Genomic DNA, 20,040 nt, shown 5'->3' on the forward strand with positions numbered 1-20,040 from the left:
CCGCGGCTGCCGGCGTCGGCGACCCCGACGCGTTATCGCGCAGCCCCACGAAGGCCAACCGTTTCGAGCCTCTGTCCCTGATCTCGGCTCTGTCGGTCATGACCGAAAAGCTGGGTTTGGTGTCGACGGTATCGACCAGCTATTACGAGCCTTTCAATGTCGCTCGCATCTTCGCATCGATCGATCAGCTGAGCCAAGGGCCGCGCCTGCTGGAACGTCGTCACGTCCGACCACGACGAGACCGGATACAACTTCAACCGCCAAGGCCTCGATCCGCATGCCGTCCGCTACGATCGAGCCCAGGAATTTATCGATGTCGTGTTCGGGCTTTGGGACAGTTTCGAACGGGATGCACTTCTGCTCGACCGCGAGCAGGGTGTCTATTACGACAAGGAGAAGCTCCATACGCTTGATCACATCGGCAAACACTTCCAGGTCCGCGGTCCGCTGAACATTTCTCCGTCAGCGCAAGGTCGACCTGTGATTGCCCAGGCGGGTGGATCGGAAGCCGGGATGGCGCTTGCTGCCCGCACCTCTGAAATCGTGTTCAGCCTTGCCTCCAATCTCGAGAGCAATCGGGCGTTCTATCAAAACGTGAAGGGAAGAATGCCTGCTTTCGGGCGCGACCCCGACGACATGAAGATCATGCCGGGCATCGTCATCAACGTTGGCGAAACAGAAGCCGAAGCCAAGGCCAAGGTCGATTTCCTGATCGACAATCTGCATCCCGATGTCGGACGCCTGATGCTTTCAGAATTCCTGGAAGCGGATCTTCGCGGTGTTTCCCTTCGACGAACCTTTCCCAGTGGATCGCCTGCCGGCGGAGCCAAAGGGATCCCGAAAGATGTTCGATCAATTGGTGGAGTTTGTGAAGCAGGGTCAAACGGTTGGACAGTTGATCCGCCACTATGCCGAGCGACATACAGGGAACGGCATCACCGGCACGCCCACCCAGATCGCCGACTATATGGAGGAATGGTTCGAGACGCGTGCTGCAGACGGTTTCATCCTGATGTTCCCGACGCTGCCCTCAAGCCTTGACGACTTCGTCAGGCTGGTGCTGCCGGAGCTGCGTCGTCGTGGCTTGTTCCGCGAGGAGTACGAGGGTTCGACCCTGCGTGACAATCTCGGCCTCTCGATGCCGCCGAACCGTTATACGCTGCTGCAAGGATCGCAGCGGCAGGGCGGGCTTGAGATGGACGGCAGCTCTCTTGTGAAATCCAGCGCCGAGCAGTTCAAATCCGCCATGCGACATCTGGCGGGTGCTGTCTGCGTGGTCACCACCGGCGAAGGAGATTTGCGTACCGGTTTCACGGCAACCTCCGTCACTGCGCTTTCCGCAGACGGACCAACCATCATGACCGCACTGAACCGTGGGTCTTCGTCCTGGCCAGCACTTGAACGTGGCCGACACTTTTGTATCAACGTGCTATCCGTTGACCATCAAGCGGTGGCTCATTCCTTCTCAGGATTCGGAGGCGTTCAGGGTGCTGACGCGCTACGAAGGTTACCAATGGTGGCAGATGGAGACCGGAGGACTGGCTTTGGAGGGAGCCTTGGCGAGCTTCGACTGTGAACTGGAAGAGGCGATCATTCACCGCTCTCATGCCATCGTCATTGGACTGGTCAGGTCAATTGCAACGTTCGATGCAAACGAGCCGCTGCTTTACTGGCGTGGTGCCTATCGTCATTTGAGAACCTGACGGCTGTCCCTCATGGGGCCGTCCTGTCTTCGTGCACGTGGACGGATCGATGAGCGAGGTCTCCCTGCTGCCGCCCCTTGCTCAATATCCATCGATGAAACTCCCGGCCGGCGGGCTTGTCGAAGGCGGCTGAGGACCATGCGACATAGTAGGGCTGTGGCATGGGGAGCCGGAGGTCGAATGGCACGATCAGGCGGCCGGCCACAATATCGTCCCACACCATGGACAACTGCGCGAGCACGACCCCTTCACCGTAAAGCGCTGCATCGAGAGCCGCGTTGGTGAATGAGAAGACCAGCGTAGGCTCTATGAATGGGGAGCTTTTACAGTGCGCCGCTGCCCATTGTGACCACCCCGGGGACTGTCCTTCGCTGTCTGCCCATTCAATCTCGATGAGCGGCAATTGCAAGAGATGCTCCGGCCGCGTGACCAGCTCACGGCCTTTGAAGCCGGGCGCGTAGACGGGCAGGACAATATCTGTGAACAGGCGCGCATATTGTCGATGCGGTTCTATATGCCGGCCATAGGTAATGCGGAAATCGGCATCACCATTCTCCAGGTTTGGTTCAGTCAAGTCGCCTTGCAGACGCGCTTTTGCGCCATTGCTGATCTTCTGCCATTCCACCATCCTTGGGGCCAGCCACTTTGCCGCAAGGGAGCGCAAGCTGCTCACGGTGATCGAGCTGGTGGAACGGATTTTTCTCACGGCATCTTGGGCATCCTGAAATTCCTGAAAGCCCCGAGCCAGGAAGTTTCGATAGGATTGCCCCGCACTGGTCAGCTTGACGCTATTACCCGCTCTCGTCACCAGACTGATACCGACAGACCTCTCGAGGCTCTTTATATGCTGGCTGACAGCTCCAACCGTGATGCCAAGGGCTTCCGCGGCAGCCGTCATTGTTCCGAGGCGGCCGAACTCTTCAAACGCCATCAGGGATTTCATCGGCGGAAGGTTTTTTAGGGACAAGTCCGGGGCACCCAAGTTTAATTTAGCTAAAGCAGTCTATATTAAAAGCATGCTTCTTCAATAGGCATTAAATGATAAATTGTTCGATATTGGCTATGAACGCCAATCAAAAGGGGAACGCTGCGGGCCGTCGGTCCGGGCAAAAAAGATGAGGTTACAATGGGAAGTTTCGTCTCAACTATCCGGACTGCTTTCAAGAGATCCGCGGGTGCACACCTTGCGAGCATCGTCCTTGCTGTGAGCGTTCTGGCGCCAAACATTGCCGCTGCCGATGCACTCCAGAAAGCGAAATCTGCGGGCAAGCTGGTGGTCGTAACCGAGATGCAGTTCGCGCCCTTCGACATGAAGGTCGATGGCAAATATGTCGGCGTCAACAGGGATCTCTTCGACGAGATCGGCAAGGAACTTGGTCTTGCGATGGACTACGTCGACCTGCCGTGGACAAGCGTCCTGCCTGGCTTGGAATCGGGGAAATTCGATTTCGTCGGCGCGCCCATCAATGCCACGAAAGAACGCGTCACCCGTTACGCCTTTACCAATCCTTTCGCCTTCTCCGGCAGCGCATTCATGAAGCGTAAGGGCGATGCAGCGGTTACCAAGCCTGAAGACCTCAAAGGGCAGACCGTCGGGGTGGTGAAGTCCAGCGCCATCCTGCGCCAGGTACAACGGTTCAACGAAACCACCCCCGTTACCATTCGCGAGTATTCGGACAACAACCAGCTCTATGCCGATCTCGCAATCGGCCGCGTCACGGCTGCCGCCAGCTCTTTGGCAAACGTCTCCTATGCCGCGCAGCAGCGTCCCGATACGTTCGAAGTCGTTAAGCCGACATTCGGCATCCCGACCTATTACGGCTGGATCGCCCGCAATGACGAAGACAGCAAGAGCCTGATTGCCGCCATCAACGTGGCCCTCGCCAAGGTCATTGCAGACGGACGCATGGCCGCCATCCAGAAAAAATGGTTCGGCGAAGCCTATGATCTGCCGGCAGTCATGCCCGAACCGCAGATCTAACTGAGCAAAGAATGCTGGCGAGAACCCATGCAAACGATATTACATACGCTTCCCTTCCTTCTGGAGGGCGCCTTGGTCACAATCTACATATCGGTGCTTGGAACGATCGTCGGCATTCCGATCGGAACGTTGGTTCTCATTCTGCGCCGTTCCGGAATTGCTGTCGCGGAGTTCTTTGCCCGCACCTATGTCAGCTACTTCCGCTCGGTGCCGCTTCTGGTCCAGTTGCTGCTCTTTTATAATTTCCTGCCGCTTGCCGGAATCGACATGTCGGCGACGATGGCGTCTGTCCTCGCGCTTGGCTTGATCAGTGGCGCCTATGTGGCTGAGATCCTGCGCGGCGTCCATGGCAGCATTTCGCAAGGCCAGATAGAAGCTGCCCGAACGCTTGGCTACGACCCTGTCAGCATATGGCGCACCATCCTGCTTCCTCAGGTGTTTCGCCTGGCATTGCCGGCGCTCATGAACGAACTGACGCTGATGATGAAATCCTCTTCGCTGATCTCGGTCGTCGGTATCGCGGAACTGGCGCGCACGAGCCAGAATATCGTGTCGACAACATTTCGTCCAATCGAGATCTACACCGCCACCTGCGCCATCTATATCGTCATCACGCAGATCCTGCTTCTTGCCGGTCGGATTTTCGAGCACAGAATGAGGCGAGCAGGCCGATGAACTTCGATCTCTCTGCAATCGTCCCCTATGGTCCGGCACTGCTGAGTGGATTGGGCACGACCCTGCTGTGCTGGGTCGCCGGCAGCGCGGGCGCCATGGCGATCGGTTTTGTCGTGGTGCTGTGCCGTATCTCGCCGAGCCGCATTCTGTCCGCCGCGGCCCTGTTTTACACTGAGATCATTCGCGGGACGCCGCCGCTTCTGGTCGCCTTCTTCATCTATGGAGCAGGCCCTTCCTTTGGTCTGGTTCTAGAGCCCCTGCCGGCCGGCATTCTCGCGCTTTCGCTTCACGGCAGCGCCTATATGGCAGAAATCTACCGGGTCGGCTTCAACGCCGTTCCCCGCGGTCATGTCGAAGCCGGCATCAGCTTGGGACTTCCACGCCTTGCAATCTTCCGTCGGATTCAGGCACCCGAAGCTTTGGTCGCAATCACGCCGTCACTTGTGAACGCATTGATCGTCGTCAGCAAGGAGACCTCTGTCCTTTCCATTATCTCGGTCCCCGAGCTGACTTACGAGGTTCAGAAAATGTCCATCGAAACATTTGCAGCTTTCGAATCCCTGTTCGCGCTGGCCCTCGGTTACTGGATCGTCGTCAGTTCCATCGCCAGGGCCGGCCACTATATCGAACGCCGCGTCATGCGGCACACTGTCAGGAGCGAATAATGGCGGAAGAAATGGTCCGTATCGCCAGCGTTTCGAAGTCATTCGGTCCGTTGAAGGTGTTGCACGACGTCAATCTCGTCGCCGAGAAATCCGAGGTCCTTTGCCTCATTGGGCCGAGCGGGTCTGGCAAGAGTACGCTCCTGCGCTGTGTCAATTTCCTTGAGTCCTATGACGAAGGCGAAATTCTGGTGGAGGGCAAGCTGATGGGCTACGACATGTCCTCGGGCGCGCGCAAACTGATGCGCGGGGGGCAGTTGCGCGCCATGCGACGCAGCATCGGCATGGTCTTTCAGCACTTCAATCTGTGGCCTCACATGACCGCCCTCGACAATGTCGCCGATCCGTTGCGGCAGGTAAAGGGAATGTCCAAGGCCGATGCTCATCGCAAGGCGATGGAGACTTTGGAGAAGGTGGGACTGGCGGCCAAGGCTGACGGTTATCCCGCGGCCCTTTCGGGCGGACAGCAGCAGCGCGTAGCAATCGCGCGGTCGCTTGCCATGGACCCTCATCTGATGCTGTTTGACGAGCCGACCTCTGCATTGGATCCAGAACTTGTCGGCGAGGTGCTTCAAGTCATGCGCGATCTGGCGAAAGAGGGGATGACGATGATCGTTGTCACGCATGAGATCGGCTTTGCAGCGCAGGTCGCCGACAAAGTTGCCTTTCTTGACGGAGGCCGGATCGTTCGCTGCGGCCCTCCACGGGATGTTCTCTATTCTCCAGAGGAGCCGCGCCTCAAGCAGTTTCTCCAGACCTATCACGAACGCAATCAATTTTAGGAGGGGCGGCCATGCCAACCCGCGATATTTCCATATCGGACGTCGTGCTGCGCGACGGGCTGCAGCTCGTCGACACGGTGTTGATGCCGGAGACGAAGATGCAGATTTTCGACATGCTTTACGCAGCCGGCGTCAGGTCATTCGACGTCACAAGCTTCGTGCCGCCGGCGCGATTTCCACAATATGCAGATGCTGTCGAGTTGGTCGCCCATGGCCGCAGCAAACCAGATGTTTTCCTCTCTGCGTTTGCGCCCAATCCCAAAGGGGCCGAGCGAGCGGTTGCCGCAGGCGTTGACTCCGTGAGCTTCGTGGTGTCGGCAAGCGTCAGCCACAACCTCGCCAATGTCCGCAACACGCCGACCGAGCAGATGGAGGCGGCGAAGGCGGTCAAGATCTCCATGGCCTCCGCCGAGCGCCCGGCCCAGCTCGTCCTGGCGATTGCCTCGGCATTTGGCTGCTCGATTGAGGGGGCTGTCGATCCTGAAAGCGTCTTCAGGCTTGCCGAGCAGGCGCGCGACATCGGTGCCGACGAGATCTGCATTTCTGACACAGTTGGGTATGCCAGCCCTCGGCAGGTGAAAGACATCGTCGCGGGCGTCCGATCTGCGGCAGGTGCGGACATTCCGTTGCGCATTCACCTGCACGACACGACCGGAACCGGCATGGCCTGCGCCTACGCCGCTTTGGAGGTCGGGATCACCCGTTTCGATGCGGCGCTCGGCGGTCTTGGCGGCTGCCCGTTCGCGCCGGGTGCATCCGGCAACATTTCGACCGAAGACCTTGTCTACATGATGGAGACGTCAGGTCAGCGCACGGGGATCGACCTCGAAACGCTTCTGATCGCCACCCATGCCCTTCACACGTTTCTTCCGAACGATCCCATGCCGAGCCATATTTTCACGTCGGGGATTCCCAAAGCATACGGAATGCGCACATGACCAAGACCCTTCCCTTAAGCGGCATCAAAGTTCTGGAATTTTCCCAGATGATCATGGGGCCATGCTGTGGTCTGATCCTCGCCGATCTCGGCGCTGACGTGATCAAGATCGAACCGATCAAAGGTGATCGCACCCGCAATCTGACGGGTCTTGCCGCCGGTTTTTTCGACACGTTCGGTCGCAACAAGAAAAGTGTGGCGCTCGATCTGACGCTCAATGAGGACCGTGCCGTTCTCGATGACCTGATTGCCGAAACGGATATTCTGATCGAGAATTTTCGGCCTGGCATGATGAAAGCAACAGGGCTGGACTATGAGAGCCTGAAGAGCCAACATCCAGAGCTAATATATTGTTCGCTCAAGGGGTTTCTCGCGGGCCCCTATCAACATCGTACCGCGCTGGACGAGGTCGTCCAGATGATGAGCGGTCTCGCATTCATGACGGGATTGCCAGATCGGCCGTTACGAACCGGTGCGTCCGTCAACGATATCATGGGCGCCATGTTCGGCGTGATCGGTATCCAGGCGGCATTGCGCGAAAGACAAACCACCGGTCTCGGCCAGGAAGTGCAAGCTTCACTCTACGAGAACGCTGCCTTCCTGATGGCTCCCGCCATGCTGGCGGAGGTCATAACGGGCCAGGCCTCGACACCCTTCTCGGTCACCGAACGTCCTTGGCCGGCCTACGATCTTTTCGATCTCGCCGATGGCAACAAACTGTTCGTCGGTATTGTCGGTGACCAGCAGTGGCATGACTTCTGCGTGGCCTTCGAAAGGTCCGGCTGGCTGGCCGATCCCCGACTAGCAAGCAATGCTTTGCGCCAGCAGGCTCGCTCTTGGCTTATTCCCGAAATCCGCAGTCTGTTCCTGTCGCTCGACGCACCCGAGGTGAAAGCCACTGTCGAGCAGCTTGGCCTGCCGTTTGCTCCGGTCTGCACACCCATCGAGTTGCTGGACGATCCGCATCTCAACGCGAACCATGGCATGATCGACGTGGTGCTGAGCAACGGAATGGCCTCCAAGCTTCCAGCGCTGCCGCTGACGCTCGGCGGAAAGCGTCTCGGCGGAACGCGGCCGCGAGCGCCGCATATCGGCGAGCACACGTCCGAAGTCGCCCGCTCCAGCACGTTCGCTGCGCCGATCACACAGGTGGAGTGACAGGGAACGAACCGACGCTTTGTCGCGAAACGCCGTCAGGTGAAACCCCGCCACTCAGAGTAGGCATCAAACAGTTGGAGTCCGACGTGAAGCTCGTCCCAAATCCGGCAATTGCCGACCTTCCGCTCTACAATGCCGGCATGAATATCGAGTTTGCACGGAAGGTCAGTGGTAGATCGCAGATTGCTGCGCTCGCCAGCAATGAGAATCCATATGGCTGCTCGCCTAAAGTCCGAGCGATGTTCGCGTCGGATCTGTTTGATCCGTCGCGTTATCCGGACCCTGGTTGCACGGCATTGCGGGAGGCGATTTCAGCCAGAACCAATGTTGCCCTCGAGAATATCGTGGTGGGCAACGGATCCGAGGAAATCGTGGCAGCCATTTCCCGCGCTTATTTGGTCACTGGAAGTAGAGCGCTGACCGTCACGCCGAGTTTCGGCCTGCATGAGATCGATCCGATCGCGGCCGGTGCAACGGTCACGAAGATCCCGATGACGCAAGATATGGAGTTCGATATTGCCGCGCTTGAGGTGGCGCTCGCCGCGAAGCCTGCCGTCTTCTTCCTGCCGACACCCTCCAACCCTGTCGGTTGTACGCTGGGCATGCTTCAGCTTGAGCGTCTTGCGGCAGCCACAAGTCCGGAGACCCTCTTCGTCATCGACGAGGCCTACTTCGAGTTCCAGAATGAAGTCGACGGGACGCGGTTCTTGGGTCGCAGCGGTCTCAACTGCGTCGTTCTGCGGACGTTTTCAAAAGCCTATGGTCTGGCAGGCCTGCGGGTCGGTTACGGCCTGTGCTCAAACGCCGGGATTGCCGATATGCTGAAGCGCGCCAAGCCGCCTTTCGACGTCAACTCCGCTGCGCAAATGGCAGCGACGATCGCGCTCGGCGATCAGGAATGGATGGAAGCCTCTGTTGCAAAAATAACGGCGGAACGTCAGCGCGTCGCGCTGCAAGTCACCGATCTTGGGCTGTTTGCCGCGCCGTCGTCGGCAAATTTCATCTTCGTAAGAACGCCGAAGCCGGGTTACGAGGTGGCACAGGCTCTTTTGATGAACGGGGTCGTCGTCAAGCCCTGGAAAGAAGCCGGTTTTGACAACTGGCTTAGGGTATCGATCGGCACAGATGTTGAGAACGATATGTTTCTCACAGCGCTGAAAGAAGTGATCACACCTTAACCGCGCTCTTCAATGGCGAGTTTTGAATTGCTGGACCAATTTGGGTTAGTCGCCTTTTCGGTCCGCCAGTCCAACATAACTGGTATCGAAATCTGCGTGTGCCGAATGTCGACCAATGCAATTGCCTAGCTGAATAGCCCAAGCCAATCTGCAGCTCTCAAAATCAAATCGCTTCCTTAACTAAGTTGTTTGTTCTCGTACGTCGGTTCACATCCCTTCAAGGCGAAATGGAGTAATCGCGAACATCAATGTGGTGGACATCCATTTAGAGCAGACCTGTGCGCCGGGGGCCGTCGGTCCCGGTTTCCGGCGTCGCCGTCGCTATGCTAAACCTCCTACGGCAACCCTTTTAACCGGTCTTGCGGGAGGCGAACGGATTTCGCAGTTTCTGCTGCATCTGGTATGCCCTTTGTTTTGGACGTCTGCGCAACGACCCAAGATCTGTCGCTCCGCGAAACTGCGCGGTTGTGAACCTTGCTCACCAGATTGGCTGAAAGCGTCCCCCCGGCAACAAGGTTGATCTGCCGATCGCGCCGTGTTTTGAAGTAAGAAAATTGGCGGCGGGGCTATGACAAGGAACAGCAGAACAGTTTGACACGTTTTCGGAGCAGGCTGCGGACGATCCGATTTTCACCCGTGTCGCATCCAAATCCGCCAAACCCGACAAACATGCCATCCCGATGAGTGAAGAGGACATGGCCCGGCATCTCTCGCAGACGGGCCGCTACCGCATCCTTACGAAACTGGTGCCGCGCGCGGTTGCGCCAAACCCGCGCCCGGAGTATCCCCCTCAAAAGTCTCGTTCTCGACACGGAGACGAGGGGGTCTCAAAGCGCGCAAGGATGCGTGATCCGCTTGAGAAACTCAACGCGATCATCCCCTGGCTTGTGTTTGAGAAGCCATTGGCGAAGACGCTGAAGCGGTCTGAGGAGCCGAAGGGCGGCCGACCTGTCTCCCCGTCGTGTTTGATGTTCAAGAACTTGGTGCCGCAGGCAATGTATATTCGTCTCCGAGGATCAGGCCGAGTCCGTCATCCAGGACAACCGGCTGTCATTCATGCCGTTCCTCGCTGCCCGGGAACCCAACCGTGCTTGAAGCCTCTTTCGCCCTCCGGCAGCGCGACACCAACCCGGCGACGGCTGGTGACCCCCCCAGACTGCAAATTCGACATCAATAATTCGGCCACGTCTTCGTAACTTACGATGAGTTCCGGCAACCTCGCCTTCATCATTAGAGCCAGGACCAGACCTGGCACCCACCGGGTCCAACGACCGACGGGGTAAGGCAGTTCGTCAAGCGAAACACGCAAGTCTGGGCGCGGTAGTCCCGGGAATGAGGCGATCATAGGACCTGGACACATGAGCGACCAATCGGCTCGCGAGCGTTCAAGGCGGCGCCAGTTGACCTCATGCCACCGATAAATCGGGGGGACGCCGGGTAATGCGACGCCGACCCTTTCGGTATGGGGTACGTTCAGAAGGGCTGCACCTGCCAAGAACCACATTCGATGCGGCGCGGGCAAAGCTTGCTCCCCCACGTTAACGACAGCGCTCACCAGAGACGCGAAGCTTTCGCCTTCTGTCACGTTCCCGGCGGCATTTACCAGCGCATCATGCCCGAGGATCGCCTGATGAAGCCCAGTCGAGTCGGTCGCGTCCCCGACGACAACCTTGAACGGCCATGGCTCAGGTAGTCCCCAAGCCTGCTCAAACCGAGTACGATCTCGAACGAACGCCGTCACGTCATGACCATTGGCAAGCCCCCGGGAGACCAGCCGCCGACCAAGGTTCCCTGCTGCACCCAAGATAATGACTTTCATCGTAGCGCTCCTGCCGGCGAACCGCTCAAAAAATATTGGCGATGATCCGCTCGACGTCACGCGAGACGACTGGCTTGCGACAAAGGTGAAGATCGCAAAACAGCGGTTTCGAGACCGATACCCCGGGAGAGGCAAACACGAGAAGCGGGATCGCTTTGACGCTAACCGTCACGTCAATGCATGGCTCCACGTCTACACTGTCTGCATCAATGAACGCTAGGGCAATTTCCGGATGCTCAAGCAGAGCACGACCGGCAGCTGGAGCTGTCGGTGCGAACAGCACATCGTACCCAAAGCCGTTCAGCATCAGCTCGTAGTCGAGTGCGTAGTCCGAACGGCATTCGATGACGAGTGCTTTGACTTTTGAGGCGATCAAACGATCCGAAGGTGCTACAATGACGCTATTCCGATGCTGCTGGAATGATGGCGGCGCCATGCGCCAGTTCGAACGAACCCGGCTGGTTCAGTTTACCCTCACCGATCCGCCTCAACATCAACTCCCGGAAGAGAGGTGCAAGACCTTGGTACCGATCGTGATTGAGAGTATCGATCGATGTCAGTTCGGAGATGTCGATAATCTGCACCCCCTCCTTGAGTGCTTCTTGGCGCACCACCGGACTATCGACGGAAAGCGAGCCGATCCGCCGCCTGTCCGTTGCCAGAAGTCTCGATATATCAAGCGCGCGGTCATCCTTCGTCACGAGGATCACCGGAGCGATCGGTAGCTTTCCGATGACCTTCATCTGCTGCCGGAAGACCTGTTCATCGATATCGGGGGCTGCCAGAACCAGCTGAAGAGGAGGAAGCGCTTCGTCGTGGCCGGAGAGTTTGAGTTGGCGAACAGCCTCCACCGTCAGCAACGCCCCCATGCTGTGGCCGAGCAGGATCACTTCACCGCGCCTACGCCCTTTCGTGACGTCAAGCAAAAGATCGGCAAGGTAGTCGCGCGAATAGTTGACGGAGTCCCGATCGGCGCCATACCCGTCAACAGTTCCTTCGGATGGCCAGGAGAACAGGATCGGCACGGCATCGGAGCCGGACGCCTCCTTCATCTGGGCCAGACGATACAGTGACTCTGGAAAATTGTTGTTGAAACCGTGGACGTAGATGCCGATCCTCGGCAGGCCGACGGAGCCCCGGGTCGAGGCCTGTGTCTGCACCTGGTCAAGAAACTCCGTCCGCGTCAAAATCTTGCGGTCCAGAACCGAAAAGCCAGAAAGGCTATAACCGACCTTGCCTTTGTTCGCTGCGGGAACCACAATCCTGAAGCGGGCATAGCTTAGGGCAAATGCCTTATCCGCTGTATAGACAACGGAGCCTTTCTGTTCTTTCACGGACCGAGTCGTCGCTGCAAATACGGTCACCGTGGAGCCTCCCGGTTGACCGGTCGCGCCAATCTCGATGGCTGGTTGATCAGGCCGCGATGCACAACCGCCCAGGAAGACAAGCGCGAGCAAAGCCCAACCGACCCGGCGCAGTGAGAGAATTAGAAAAGCGATCTGTTCAGGCACTTGATAGTCTCTCATTTCAGCTGAACACATCGGCGACATACCGCACGGACTCGCGCTCTATCCGGTCGGACCATGCCTGTGCCTCTTCGGACGAAGCGCCGGTTGCCTCGCGATAAATGTTGAGGAATGCATCCCGCACCGCGGGCGCCATCTTCTCGCCGTCGCCGCAGACGTAAACATGTGCGCCCTGGCGGAAGAGGTCCTCGATCTGCTTGCGATCCTGCCAGATCCGATCCTGGACATATCGGGCCTCGGAGGAGCCAGAGCAGGCGAGGCGGACGGATACGACGCCGTCCTCTTCCCAGGCCTCAAGTTCCTGTCCGTGCAGATAATCCGTGTCCGGATCGCGGATGCCGAAGAAGAGTAGAGCTGGACCGGTCTGCACGCCTGCTGCCTTGCGGGCAGCCCGTTCCTGCAGGAAGCCTCGAAATGGCGCGATGCCACTTCCGGCACACACCATCACGATCGGAACGGAGTTATCTTCCGGCGGACGGAAACCGCGCTGGCTGGGGCGAACCGCGACCGTGACGGGATCGCCCGGCTGCGCCTCCGCCAGAAAGGTCGAGGTAACGCCCTTGAACTGACCACTGCCCGATAACGCCGGCCCATCGAGAACGGAAAGCGTCAATGAGCAGACGTCGGGAGCTACGAGCGGTGACGAGGCGATCGAGTAAAGGCGGACCTTCATCGGCGGCAGAGCGGCGAGGAACTTGCCCAGCGGGAAGTCGGCCGACATGAAGCGCTCGGTGAGCTCGAGCAGGCTGACCCGCTTTGCAAGCAGCTCTGCCTTGTAGACGCCAGGATCGGCAAGCCGCTCCGCCTCCCGCCGTTCTGGTGGACACGAAATGGCCTCAACCACCGCGCGGACCTGCGCTTCGGTCACCGGCTGCTGCAACTCGACATAGTTTGCAAACAGCTCCCCTGCGCTGGTCGGCTTGTCGAGTGGAAGGGAAGAAAACGCCCCGGGCGCCCCGTGCAAGACGAGCTCGGTATCTTCACTCAAGCCAAACCTGCGAAGCACCCGTGCCACGACGTCTGCGGGATTGCGGGCAAGCACCGCCAGGTAATCGCCGGTCTGGTACGACATTCCCTTCGGCAGTCTGATTTCCAAATGCCGTTTGGAGCGCGTCCCGGGTTTGGTGATATCGACGAGTTCGGTGTTGGATACGACGGTTCCCCGCTGCAGTTCCTCCAGCCGCAACAGCCGTTCGCGCTCGCCTTTGCGGATTTCAACTTCGACACCTGCAGTAGAGGTCGTTTCTTCAGGAGCTTCCTGTCCAAGAGCCCGGGCGATAGCCGGCCAGAATGCGCTCAGCCATTCATCAAATGCGCCAAACAGATCACCCCCGGCGTCGGCTTCGCCTCGTGGGAGAATGGATATCGCTCTCGCCTGCAGGAGAGCCGCTTCTACACGCTTCGGAACTGCCTGCCAGGTGCGCGCCCATTGACGATTGCCGCAGCCGAACACAGCGACCGGGCGACCCTTGAGCATATCAGGCTGAAGGGCTTCCGCCCAGGCAAGGAATTGCCCTGCATTGTCCGGAGGCTGGCCCTCGTATGAAGCGGTCACCACGACAAACGGCACCCCAACCGGAACGCCGGAGGCATACTCATCAGCAGTTGCGACGATCGATTTGTAACCGCGCGCCTGTGCCTCGCTTCCAAGCTTCTGCGCAAACGACTCCGAGGTTCCTGTATTGCTGCCGTAAAGGACGAGCAGCGGTCCACGATCTATGGGCGAGTTCGCCTGCGGCCTGGAGAGTGGCCGGATCGAGGCTATGGGGGCTCGGCTTATTGGCGTACCTGCCGGAACATCCCGGCGCCGCGCCCGTATGCGAAGTTCTTTCGGCTTCAGCGTCAGGGATTCGCCGACGACAAGCTGATAGTTCCTGTCGACAAGCTCGATATCGAAGCGTTGCAGCATCATCGCCAGCACCAACGTTGCCTCCTGCATGGCAAACCCGCGGCCGATGCAGGCCCGCTGGCCGTTCCCGAACGGCTTCCAGGCATGCGGTGGCAGCTGTTCGGCATTCTCCGGTGCAAAGCGCTCCGGGCGAAACGCCTCCGGCTCGTCCCAGACCTTGCGGTCGCGGTGCAGGATGGGAGACAGGACCAGCAGAACATCATCGGTCTTGACGGCATATTTGCCAGCGATCGTCGTGTCCTGGAGGGGATGCACCGCGAAGGCGGGGGCGGTCGGCCAGAGCCGCAATGTTTCCATCAGAACCTGTTCGACATATTTCAGTCGCTCGAGGTGCTGAACTGTCGGGGTGTCGCCTCCCAACACGCCATCCACATGGGCCCGAAGCCTGGTCAACACCTCCGGATTTTTAAGCAGCAGAAAAGTCACGAAGCTCAGCAGGCCGCTTGTCGTTTCGTGGCCGGCGACGAGGAAGGTGATCATCTGGTAGCCGATATTTTCCCGGCTCAGAGTTTCCCCAGTTTCTTTGTCCTTTGCCGTCAGCATAACATCCAGAAGGTCGCCGCGCTCTCCAAGCCTCGGATCGCCCAGCCGTTCTACGATCAGGCGATCGGCCACCTCTCGCAAAGTTCTTGTGTCCGCGTCGAAGCGGCGATTGCGCAGCAACATCAGCTTCGAGGCGCCTTGAGGAAGTCGCGAGCGGTTGGCCCCTTCCTCCAGCGCGCCCGTCATGGCTGCAACGAATGGGTGCATTTCGTTCTGGTAAAAACTGTTGAAGCGGTAATCGAAAGCGCAAAGCGCGATCGTATCGAGCGTCAGCCGGGTCATATTGTCGGCGACATCGATCTCTGCGCCCGCGCCGAACCGCTCCCAGCGCACCATCATCTGTTCGGCCACGTCGAGCATCCGGTCGAACATGTTACGAAGCCCAAGCGGGCCGAACGCTGGCATCAACAGGCGATGCGCCTTTCCCCAGTTCGGTTCTTCGTCATAGGCGGTGAACAAGCCGTCCTTCGCTACCGCCCGCAATTCCCGCAGTGGCGGATGGAGCGCCTTGCGGAAGCGGCTTTCGTCGCAAAGTTCGGCTGTCAATTCCTGGTTGCTGACGATAATAATTTCACGTCCAAAGGTCTCAAGGCGGTAGATCGGTCCGAGTTCTCGCGCTAGCCGCATCAGGCTCTGGATCGGGGCGTCAGGATCGATGGAGGTCACATGTCCGAGGATCGGCAGTCCTCTTGGCTGAGGTATGGGCTCAAGCTTCGACATAAGTGCTGCTCCTCAAGGCGTTCGCAATGGCGGTCGGCCTTACGACATGTTTGGCATTGCACAGCGAACAGGAGATGGGATTGTGATGTTTGACCCGATCGCCCGTTCCGATTAACTGCGGTGGGTAATGACATAGGCCGGAAACCCATTGGTTTCCAGAGGTGAGACCGTTTTTTTGGAGGACACGATGGAGGGCACGGACGCCAGATCAAGGCTTATAGAAGCGGCAACGGCTGAGTTCCTCGCTCGTGGCTACGAGCAGGCCAATGTCGGCAGGATCGCGTCGGCGGCCGGAATATCAAAAAAAACCGTCTACAAGCACTTCAATTCCAAGGTGGATTTGCTTCACGCTGTCATGCACGTGAGTATGGTTGCAAAACTTGTTGGCATCGGACCCCTTGATCTCGATGTGCCTCCTCGAGAAAGGCTTGCGGCCCATCTCCATGCCTTCGCGGAACTGGCGTTTTCCACAAGGGGCATCACCTCCTATCGCCTCTTTATGAGCGAGGGGGTGCGGTTCCAAGAAATGGCAAAACTTTATATTGATGCTGTTTCTATGTTCGGCATCGAACCCTTGGCTCGTGACCTCGCGGCCTATGTCGGCGCCAACAAGCTGTCTCTTGACGATCCCGTCCTCTCAGCCAGGATGCTGATGGCGATGGTCTTTGCCGAACCGATGCGTGATGCCGGCATTGGTGTCACCAAACCTCCAACGGCTGAAGAGGCAATGAAGTTGATCGAGGTAGCTGTTGCGCTGTTCCTTCAGGGAACAAGTCCCAAAACGGCAGTGCGGCCACAACGCTCATTCGCTGAATAGAGCCGCTGTCTCAAAGGGCGACATCACAAGATTTGCCCTGGACCGCTTGCAAGGCAACGGGCTCGGCGCAGATCGCAGGAAACACAAACTTAGAGACGTCAGCGATAACCGGCTCGAAATCTGGAGAGGTCGACGGTTCGATATGGTTCAAGGCGGTAGTCTTCGACTAAAAATGTCGGATAGCATCGCTCATTCCACTGCCCGTTCATGACGGCTCCGCCATCGCTGCATAGATCGCCCGACTGAGATCGGCTGAAAATCGGCCGGCGCCGGACATGCCTTCGAATGCGGTGTTGGTCAGTGCCACAACCGTCAGGCGGTTGCTTGGGTCAATGAACCAACTGTGCCCGTAGGCCCCGCCCCAGCGCCAAGTCCCCGCCGGCTCGGCCACGCCTGCAGCCTGGCTGTCGCGCAGCACCGAAAAGCCGAGACCATAGCCCCAGCCCGGCGAACCCTCGATTTCAATTCCGGGGATCTGGTCGCGCGCCATCTCGGCGGCAAGGTCGGCCGTCATGATATCGCCGCCACCTTGCAGCAACGCTTCTATCAGCAGCAACACATCGGACGCTGTGCCGACCATACCGGCGCCGCCGGAAGGAAAAGCCTTGGTATCGAACACACGTGATGGATCCATGATGACGCCGGCCATACCGGGGAGTAACGGCAGGTACTCCGGCTCGTGCATCCGGCGGGGACGTGGCGTGGCGTCCGCGTATGCAGCCGCAACCCGGGATAAATCGGAAAGCGCAAAACCGGCATCCTCAAGACCGAGCGGCTCGGTGATGAGCGTGCGGATGGCCTCCGGCAGGGCGAGCTCTGTTGCCGCCTCAATCACCGCACCCACAACATCTATCCCCAACGAATAGCGGAATGCCGACCCCGGCGCGAAGGAGAGGGGGACGCCGGCAAGGCGCCGGATGTTGTCGGTAAGGGTCAGGTCGGAGCGGTCCATCCCGTCGGAGACCCCGGCTCGGGAGAGCGGCCCGTCTTCCGGCTCGAAGAAGCCATAGCTGAGCCCTGCGCTGTGGCTGAGGAGATGACGCGAGGTGATAAGAGCGGGTCGTCCCTCGAAGGTCGGCGTGAACGCGGGCAACCATTCCGTGATCGGTCGATCGAGATCCAGTTTCCCTTGGCTGACCAGCGCCAGGGCAGTAGCAGCGGTGAAGAGTTTCGAGACGGAGGCCAGCCGGAAGATTGCGTCAGTTCGCATCGCCGTGCCGGCCTCCCGGTCGGCGAGGCCTGCTGCGCGGCTCCAGATTATTTCGCCGTCGAGTGCGACGCGGACGACGGCTCCGACGATGCGCTCGGCTGCAATCGCACCGTCGATCACGGCGTCCAGGCGCGATGCGATTGAAGAATTTGAGGATGTCATGAGAATTTCCTTTGGATCAGGGATGGGCCGCCGCCGGGAAGGCATGATGGCGGGCGCAAAGGGTTGTGATGAAGGCCGGGAGTAGGAGGACAAGAATGGCTGGGGCGAAGCCGCCAACGCCACTCTGCTGCAGGATCAACCCGCCGGCGATTCCGCCACCGGCGATGGCTAGGTTCCAGGCGGTGACCAGCATCGACTGGGCAACATCTGCAGCATCGCCTGCGGCATTCGAAAGAGCGGTCTGAAACAGCGTGGCGGTTCCGCCAAAAGCGAGGGCCCAAACTGCGATTGCACCGTAGACAACCGCTGGGTTCCTGCCCCATAGCGCAAGCGCCAGTGCTGCAAGCCCGAACAAAGCGATGCTGGCGAGCGACAGGGTTCGCAGCCGGCGGGCAATCAGGACTCCGACGATCCAGATGGCTGCCAATGCTGTCGTGCCGAAGACCAGAAGCACAAGATCGGTCCGCGCAGCCATGCCGGCCTCGACCAGGAACGAGGCGATATAGGTATACAGGATGTTGTGAGCGAGGACGAAGGCAAGGGTGACGAACAGGACCGGGCGCACGCCGGGCAGAGTAAACACCGTGCCGAGCCCGCGGCGACGCTCCATAGGTTGCCCTTGGAAGTCCGGTACCTTCGCCATGACCCATATGATCAATATGAGCGTCAACACGCTGATGAGGCCGAAACACGCGCGCCAGCCAATCAAGGTTCCGAGAGACGTGCCGGCCGGGATGCCGAGCGACAATGCGAGCGGCGTGCCCACCATGGCCACGGCGATAGCCCGTCCCTTTAGTGCCTCGGCCACCATGCGTGCCGCATAGCCGGCGAGCAGCGCCCATAACAGGCCAGCCGAAACACCGGCGCAGAACCGGGCGATCATCGTCAGCGCATAGCTGGGTGAGAAGGCTGTCACCGTATTGGCGATTGCGAAACCGGCGATGGCAGCGAGGAGTAGCGGCCGCCGTCGTATGCCTTGCGTCGCTGCCGTCAGCGGGATCGCGGCGATGAGCGATCCAATCGCATAGATCGTCACCATCTGGCCGACAAACGCGTCCGACACGGCAAGGCCCGCGCCGATCTGCGGTAGCAAACCCGCGGGCAAGGTCTCTGTCAGAATGGTGATGAAGCCGGCCATGGCGAGTGCGAGCAGGCCGGAGAGCGGCAGACGACCGGGGTGAGGCGGGTCGACGGGGGAGGTGGCGGATACATGTATGTTTGTCATGACCCTACCATAAGTCGGTCGCCTCGACAGGAGAACTATGCCAGAGTTCCCATCATATCGGATATCAATGTCCGTAATAGGGATCAGTGGATGGAACATCTCGGCGCACTCAATGCCTTCGTGCAGACGGCAGATTCCGGCAGCTTTGCGGGTGCCGCTGCCAGACTCGGCGTCTCGGGCTCCGCTATAGGCAAGGCGGTCGCGCGGCTGGAAGAGCGGCTTGCCGTTCGCCGGCAATGTAAACTTAGCGCTTCACAGTCATGATCTGGGGTTGAGGTTATGCTTTAGGCGGCTTGAATGCCAGCGATTTGGTACCATGTTTGCATGGCTGTTTTTCGCAATTCGCGATGATGGGTGGATGGAATGTCGTGGCGGGGAATGTGAAAGAGGTTGGCAATCGGATCGTGGATGGAAACGAACCGTTGACGATGCCTCGCTGACTTGAAGCGCCTCATAATCCTTTCACGCCGTCGGACAGGCTGATGAGAATTCTCGGCCCGATTGTTCAGGCCCTTGTGCGAGCGATGTTCGATGCCGGGCATGATATCACGCTTCGCCGCACCGTAGGATCGAAGCTTGTCGGCTGAGCGCCGCCGAATGTCATTGGTGAAATGCCGGCCGAACTTCTCCGCCCAGAGCCTCACGGTTTGGTGAGAGACGATGACGCCACGGGCAGCCAGCATATCCTCGACCATCCGCAGGCTCAGCGGAAACCGGAAATAGAGCCAAACGGCATGGGCAATCACCTCGGCTGGAAATCGATGGCGACGATAAAGTGGATCACGGGCAAATCTGGTCATGCCACAAGATCCCAAATGTTGATCGATGCCAGGTTAACTTTACAGTGCCGTTTTGCGACGTGGAGCTGCCCAGCCCGCCAGCGCCTCCGGCGTTATCCAAAGGGTCAAGCTGCCACGACAGCGAAGCCCTGCCTCATAGTCCGCCCAGTTCGTTAACTTGAACTTCATCTTATCGATGTGATGGCGGCGGGCGGCGTTATGTTTGTGCGGCATGCTGGATGTGGGATGAGAGA

17 protein-coding genes and 3 pseudogenes are annotated in these 20,040 nt (G+C 59.0%); 11 read left to right on the top strand and 9 right to left on the bottom strand.

Features of this window, described 5'->3' with window-relative positions:
* Window positions 1–1,156 (top strand): annotated as a pseudogene (locus tag IEI95_RS28845) (LLM class flavin-dependent oxidoreductase); the annotation flags it as partial.
* Window positions 1,157–1,195: 39 nt separating this feature from the next.
* Window positions 1,196–1,703, top strand: a pseudogene (locus IEI95_RS28850) (flavin reductase family protein).
* Window positions 1,704–1,713: 10 nt separating this feature from the next.
* Here the strand turns inward: IEI95_RS28850 and IEI95_RS28855 are convergent.
* Window positions 1,714–2,646: a LysR substrate-binding domain-containing protein gene (locus tag IEI95_RS28855; protein WP_194417394.1), complete on the bottom strand. Its 933-nt coding sequence runs from the start codon at window positions 2,644–2,646 to the stop codon at window positions 1,714–1,716.
* A gap of 261 nt (window positions 2,647–2,907) precedes the next feature.
* On the opposite strand from IEI95_RS28855, the gene IEI95_RS28860 reads away from it, so the two are divergent.
* The 7 genes from IEI95_RS28860 to hisC all read left to right on the top strand — a co-directional run bounded on the left by IEI95_RS28860 (window position 2,908) and on the right by hisC (window position 9,076).
* Window positions 2,908–3,684 carry a transporter substrate-binding domain-containing protein gene (locus IEI95_RS28860; protein ID WP_234614283.1) on the top strand — a complete coding sequence of 259 codons (777 nt, stop codon included), beginning with the start codon at window positions 2,908–2,910 and terminating at the stop codon, window positions 3,682–3,684.
* A gap of 27 nt (window positions 3,685–3,711) precedes the next feature.
* Window positions 3,712–4,359: an amino acid ABC transporter permease gene (locus IEI95_RS28865; RefSeq protein ID WP_156536608.1), complete on the top strand. Its 648-nt coding sequence runs from the start codon at window positions 3,712–3,714 to the stop codon at window positions 4,357–4,359.
* On the top strand, window positions 4,356–5,024 hold the full coding sequence (locus tag IEI95_RS28870) for an amino acid ABC transporter permease (RefSeq protein ID WP_060716613.1): 669 nt from the start codon (window positions 4,356–4,358) through the stop codon (window positions 5,022–5,024). The genes IEI95_RS28865 and IEI95_RS28870 overlap by 4 nt, the downstream gene beginning before the upstream one ends.
* Window positions 5,024–5,803, top strand: a complete 780-nt coding sequence (locus IEI95_RS28875) for an amino acid ABC transporter ATP-binding protein (protein WP_272950909.1) — start codon at window positions 5,024–5,026, stop codon at window positions 5,801–5,803. The genes IEI95_RS28870 and IEI95_RS28875 overlap by 1 nt, the downstream gene beginning before the upstream one ends.
* Window positions 5,804–5,814: 11 nt before the next feature.
* Window positions 5,815–6,741 (top strand): hydroxymethylglutaryl-CoA lyase, encoded by a 927-nt coding sequence (locus tag IEI95_RS28880; RefSeq protein WP_156536609.1) that lies wholly within the window; start codon window positions 5,815–5,817, stop codon window positions 6,739–6,741.
* Window positions 6,738–7,898, top strand: coding sequence for a CaiB/BaiF CoA transferase family protein (locus IEI95_RS28885; RefSeq protein ID WP_060716610.1), 1,161 nt, complete (start codon window positions 6,738–6,740; stop codon window positions 7,896–7,898). Before IEI95_RS28880 ends, IEI95_RS28885 begins: the two co-directional genes overlap by 4 nt.
* Before the next feature lie 86 nt (window positions 7,899–7,984).
* On the top strand, window positions 7,985–9,076 hold the full coding sequence (gene hisC, locus IEI95_RS28890; protein WP_272952514.1) for a histidinol-phosphate transaminase: 1,092 nt from the start codon (window positions 7,985–7,987) through the stop codon (window positions 9,074–9,076).
* Window positions 9,077–10,130: 1,054 nt separating this feature from the next.
* Here hisC and IEI95_RS29850 read toward each other — a convergent pair.
* Genes IEI95_RS29850 through IEI95_RS28910 form a run of 4 tightly spaced genes read right to left on the bottom strand, consistent with a single transcriptional unit; the run spans window position 10,131 to window position 15,593 of the window.
* Window positions 10,131–10,895, bottom strand: a complete 765-nt coding sequence (locus IEI95_RS29850) for an NAD(P)-dependent oxidoreductase (RefSeq protein ID WP_156536611.1) — start codon at window positions 10,893–10,895, stop codon at window positions 10,131–10,133.
* Between the two features lie 25 nt (window positions 10,896–10,920).
* Complete coding sequence (locus IEI95_RS28900) at window positions 10,921–11,331, bottom strand: hybrid sensor histidine kinase/response regulator (protein ID WP_194417395.1); 411 nt, start codon at window positions 11,329–11,331, stop codon at window positions 10,921–10,923.
* Entirely contained in the window at window positions 11,297–12,406 is a 1,110-nt protein-coding gene (locus IEI95_RS28905; RefSeq protein WP_194417396.1) for an alpha/beta hydrolase, read from the bottom strand. Before IEI95_RS28905 ends, IEI95_RS28900 begins: the two co-directional genes overlap by 35 nt.
* Before the next feature lie 16 nt (window positions 12,407–12,422).
* On the bottom strand, window positions 12,423–15,593 hold the full coding sequence (locus tag IEI95_RS28910) for a bifunctional cytochrome P450/NADPH--P450 reductase (protein ID WP_194417397.1): 3,171 nt from the start codon (window positions 15,591–15,593) through the stop codon (window positions 12,423–12,425).
* A 187-nt stretch (window positions 15,594–15,780) separates the two neighbouring features.
* On the opposite strand from IEI95_RS28910, the gene IEI95_RS28915 reads away from it, so the two are divergent.
* The gene (locus tag IEI95_RS28915) at window positions 15,781–16,410 is read left to right on the top strand and encodes a TetR/AcrR family transcriptional regulator (RefSeq protein WP_194417398.1); all 630 of its coding nucleotides are present in this window, start codon (window positions 15,781–15,783) and stop codon (window positions 16,408–16,410) included.
* Between the two features lie 205 nt (window positions 16,411–16,615).
* Here the strand turns inward: IEI95_RS28915 and IEI95_RS28920 are convergent, their stop codons facing one another.
* Window positions 16,616–17,782: a serine hydrolase domain-containing protein gene (locus IEI95_RS28920; RefSeq protein ID WP_194417399.1), complete on the bottom strand. Its 1,167-nt coding sequence runs from the start codon at window positions 17,780–17,782 to the stop codon at window positions 16,616–16,618.
* Window positions 17,783–17,798: 16 nt separating this feature from the next.
* Complete coding sequence (locus IEI95_RS28925) at window positions 17,799–19,007, bottom strand: MFS transporter (protein ID WP_194417400.1); 1,209 nt, start codon at window positions 19,005–19,007, stop codon at window positions 17,799–17,801.
* A gap of 90 nt (window positions 19,008–19,097) precedes the next feature.
* Between IEI95_RS28925 and IEI95_RS28930 the strand changes: the two genes are divergently transcribed.
* Complete coding sequence (locus IEI95_RS28930; protein ID WP_234934298.1) at window positions 19,098–19,271, top strand: helix-turn-helix domain-containing protein; 174 nt, start codon at window positions 19,098–19,100, stop codon at window positions 19,269–19,271.
* Between the two features lie 20 nt (window positions 19,272–19,291).
* Here the strand turns inward: IEI95_RS28930 and IEI95_RS28935 are convergent, their stop codons facing one another.
* Complete coding sequence (locus IEI95_RS28935; RefSeq protein ID WP_194417401.1) at window positions 19,292–19,807, bottom strand: DDE-type integrase/transposase/recombinase; 516 nt, start codon at window positions 19,805–19,807, stop codon at window positions 19,292–19,294.
* Between the two features lie 48 nt (window positions 19,808–19,855).
* Window positions 19,856–20,020 (bottom strand): annotated as a pseudogene (locus IEI95_RS28940) (IS5/IS1182 family transposase); the annotation flags it as partial.
* Window positions 20,021–20,040: the final 20 nt, after the last annotated feature.

Source organism: Agrobacterium vitis (assembly GCF_014926405.1).
Lineage (GTDB): Bacteria > Pseudomonadota > Alphaproteobacteria > Rhizobiales > Rhizobiaceae > Allorhizobium > Allorhizobium vitis_H.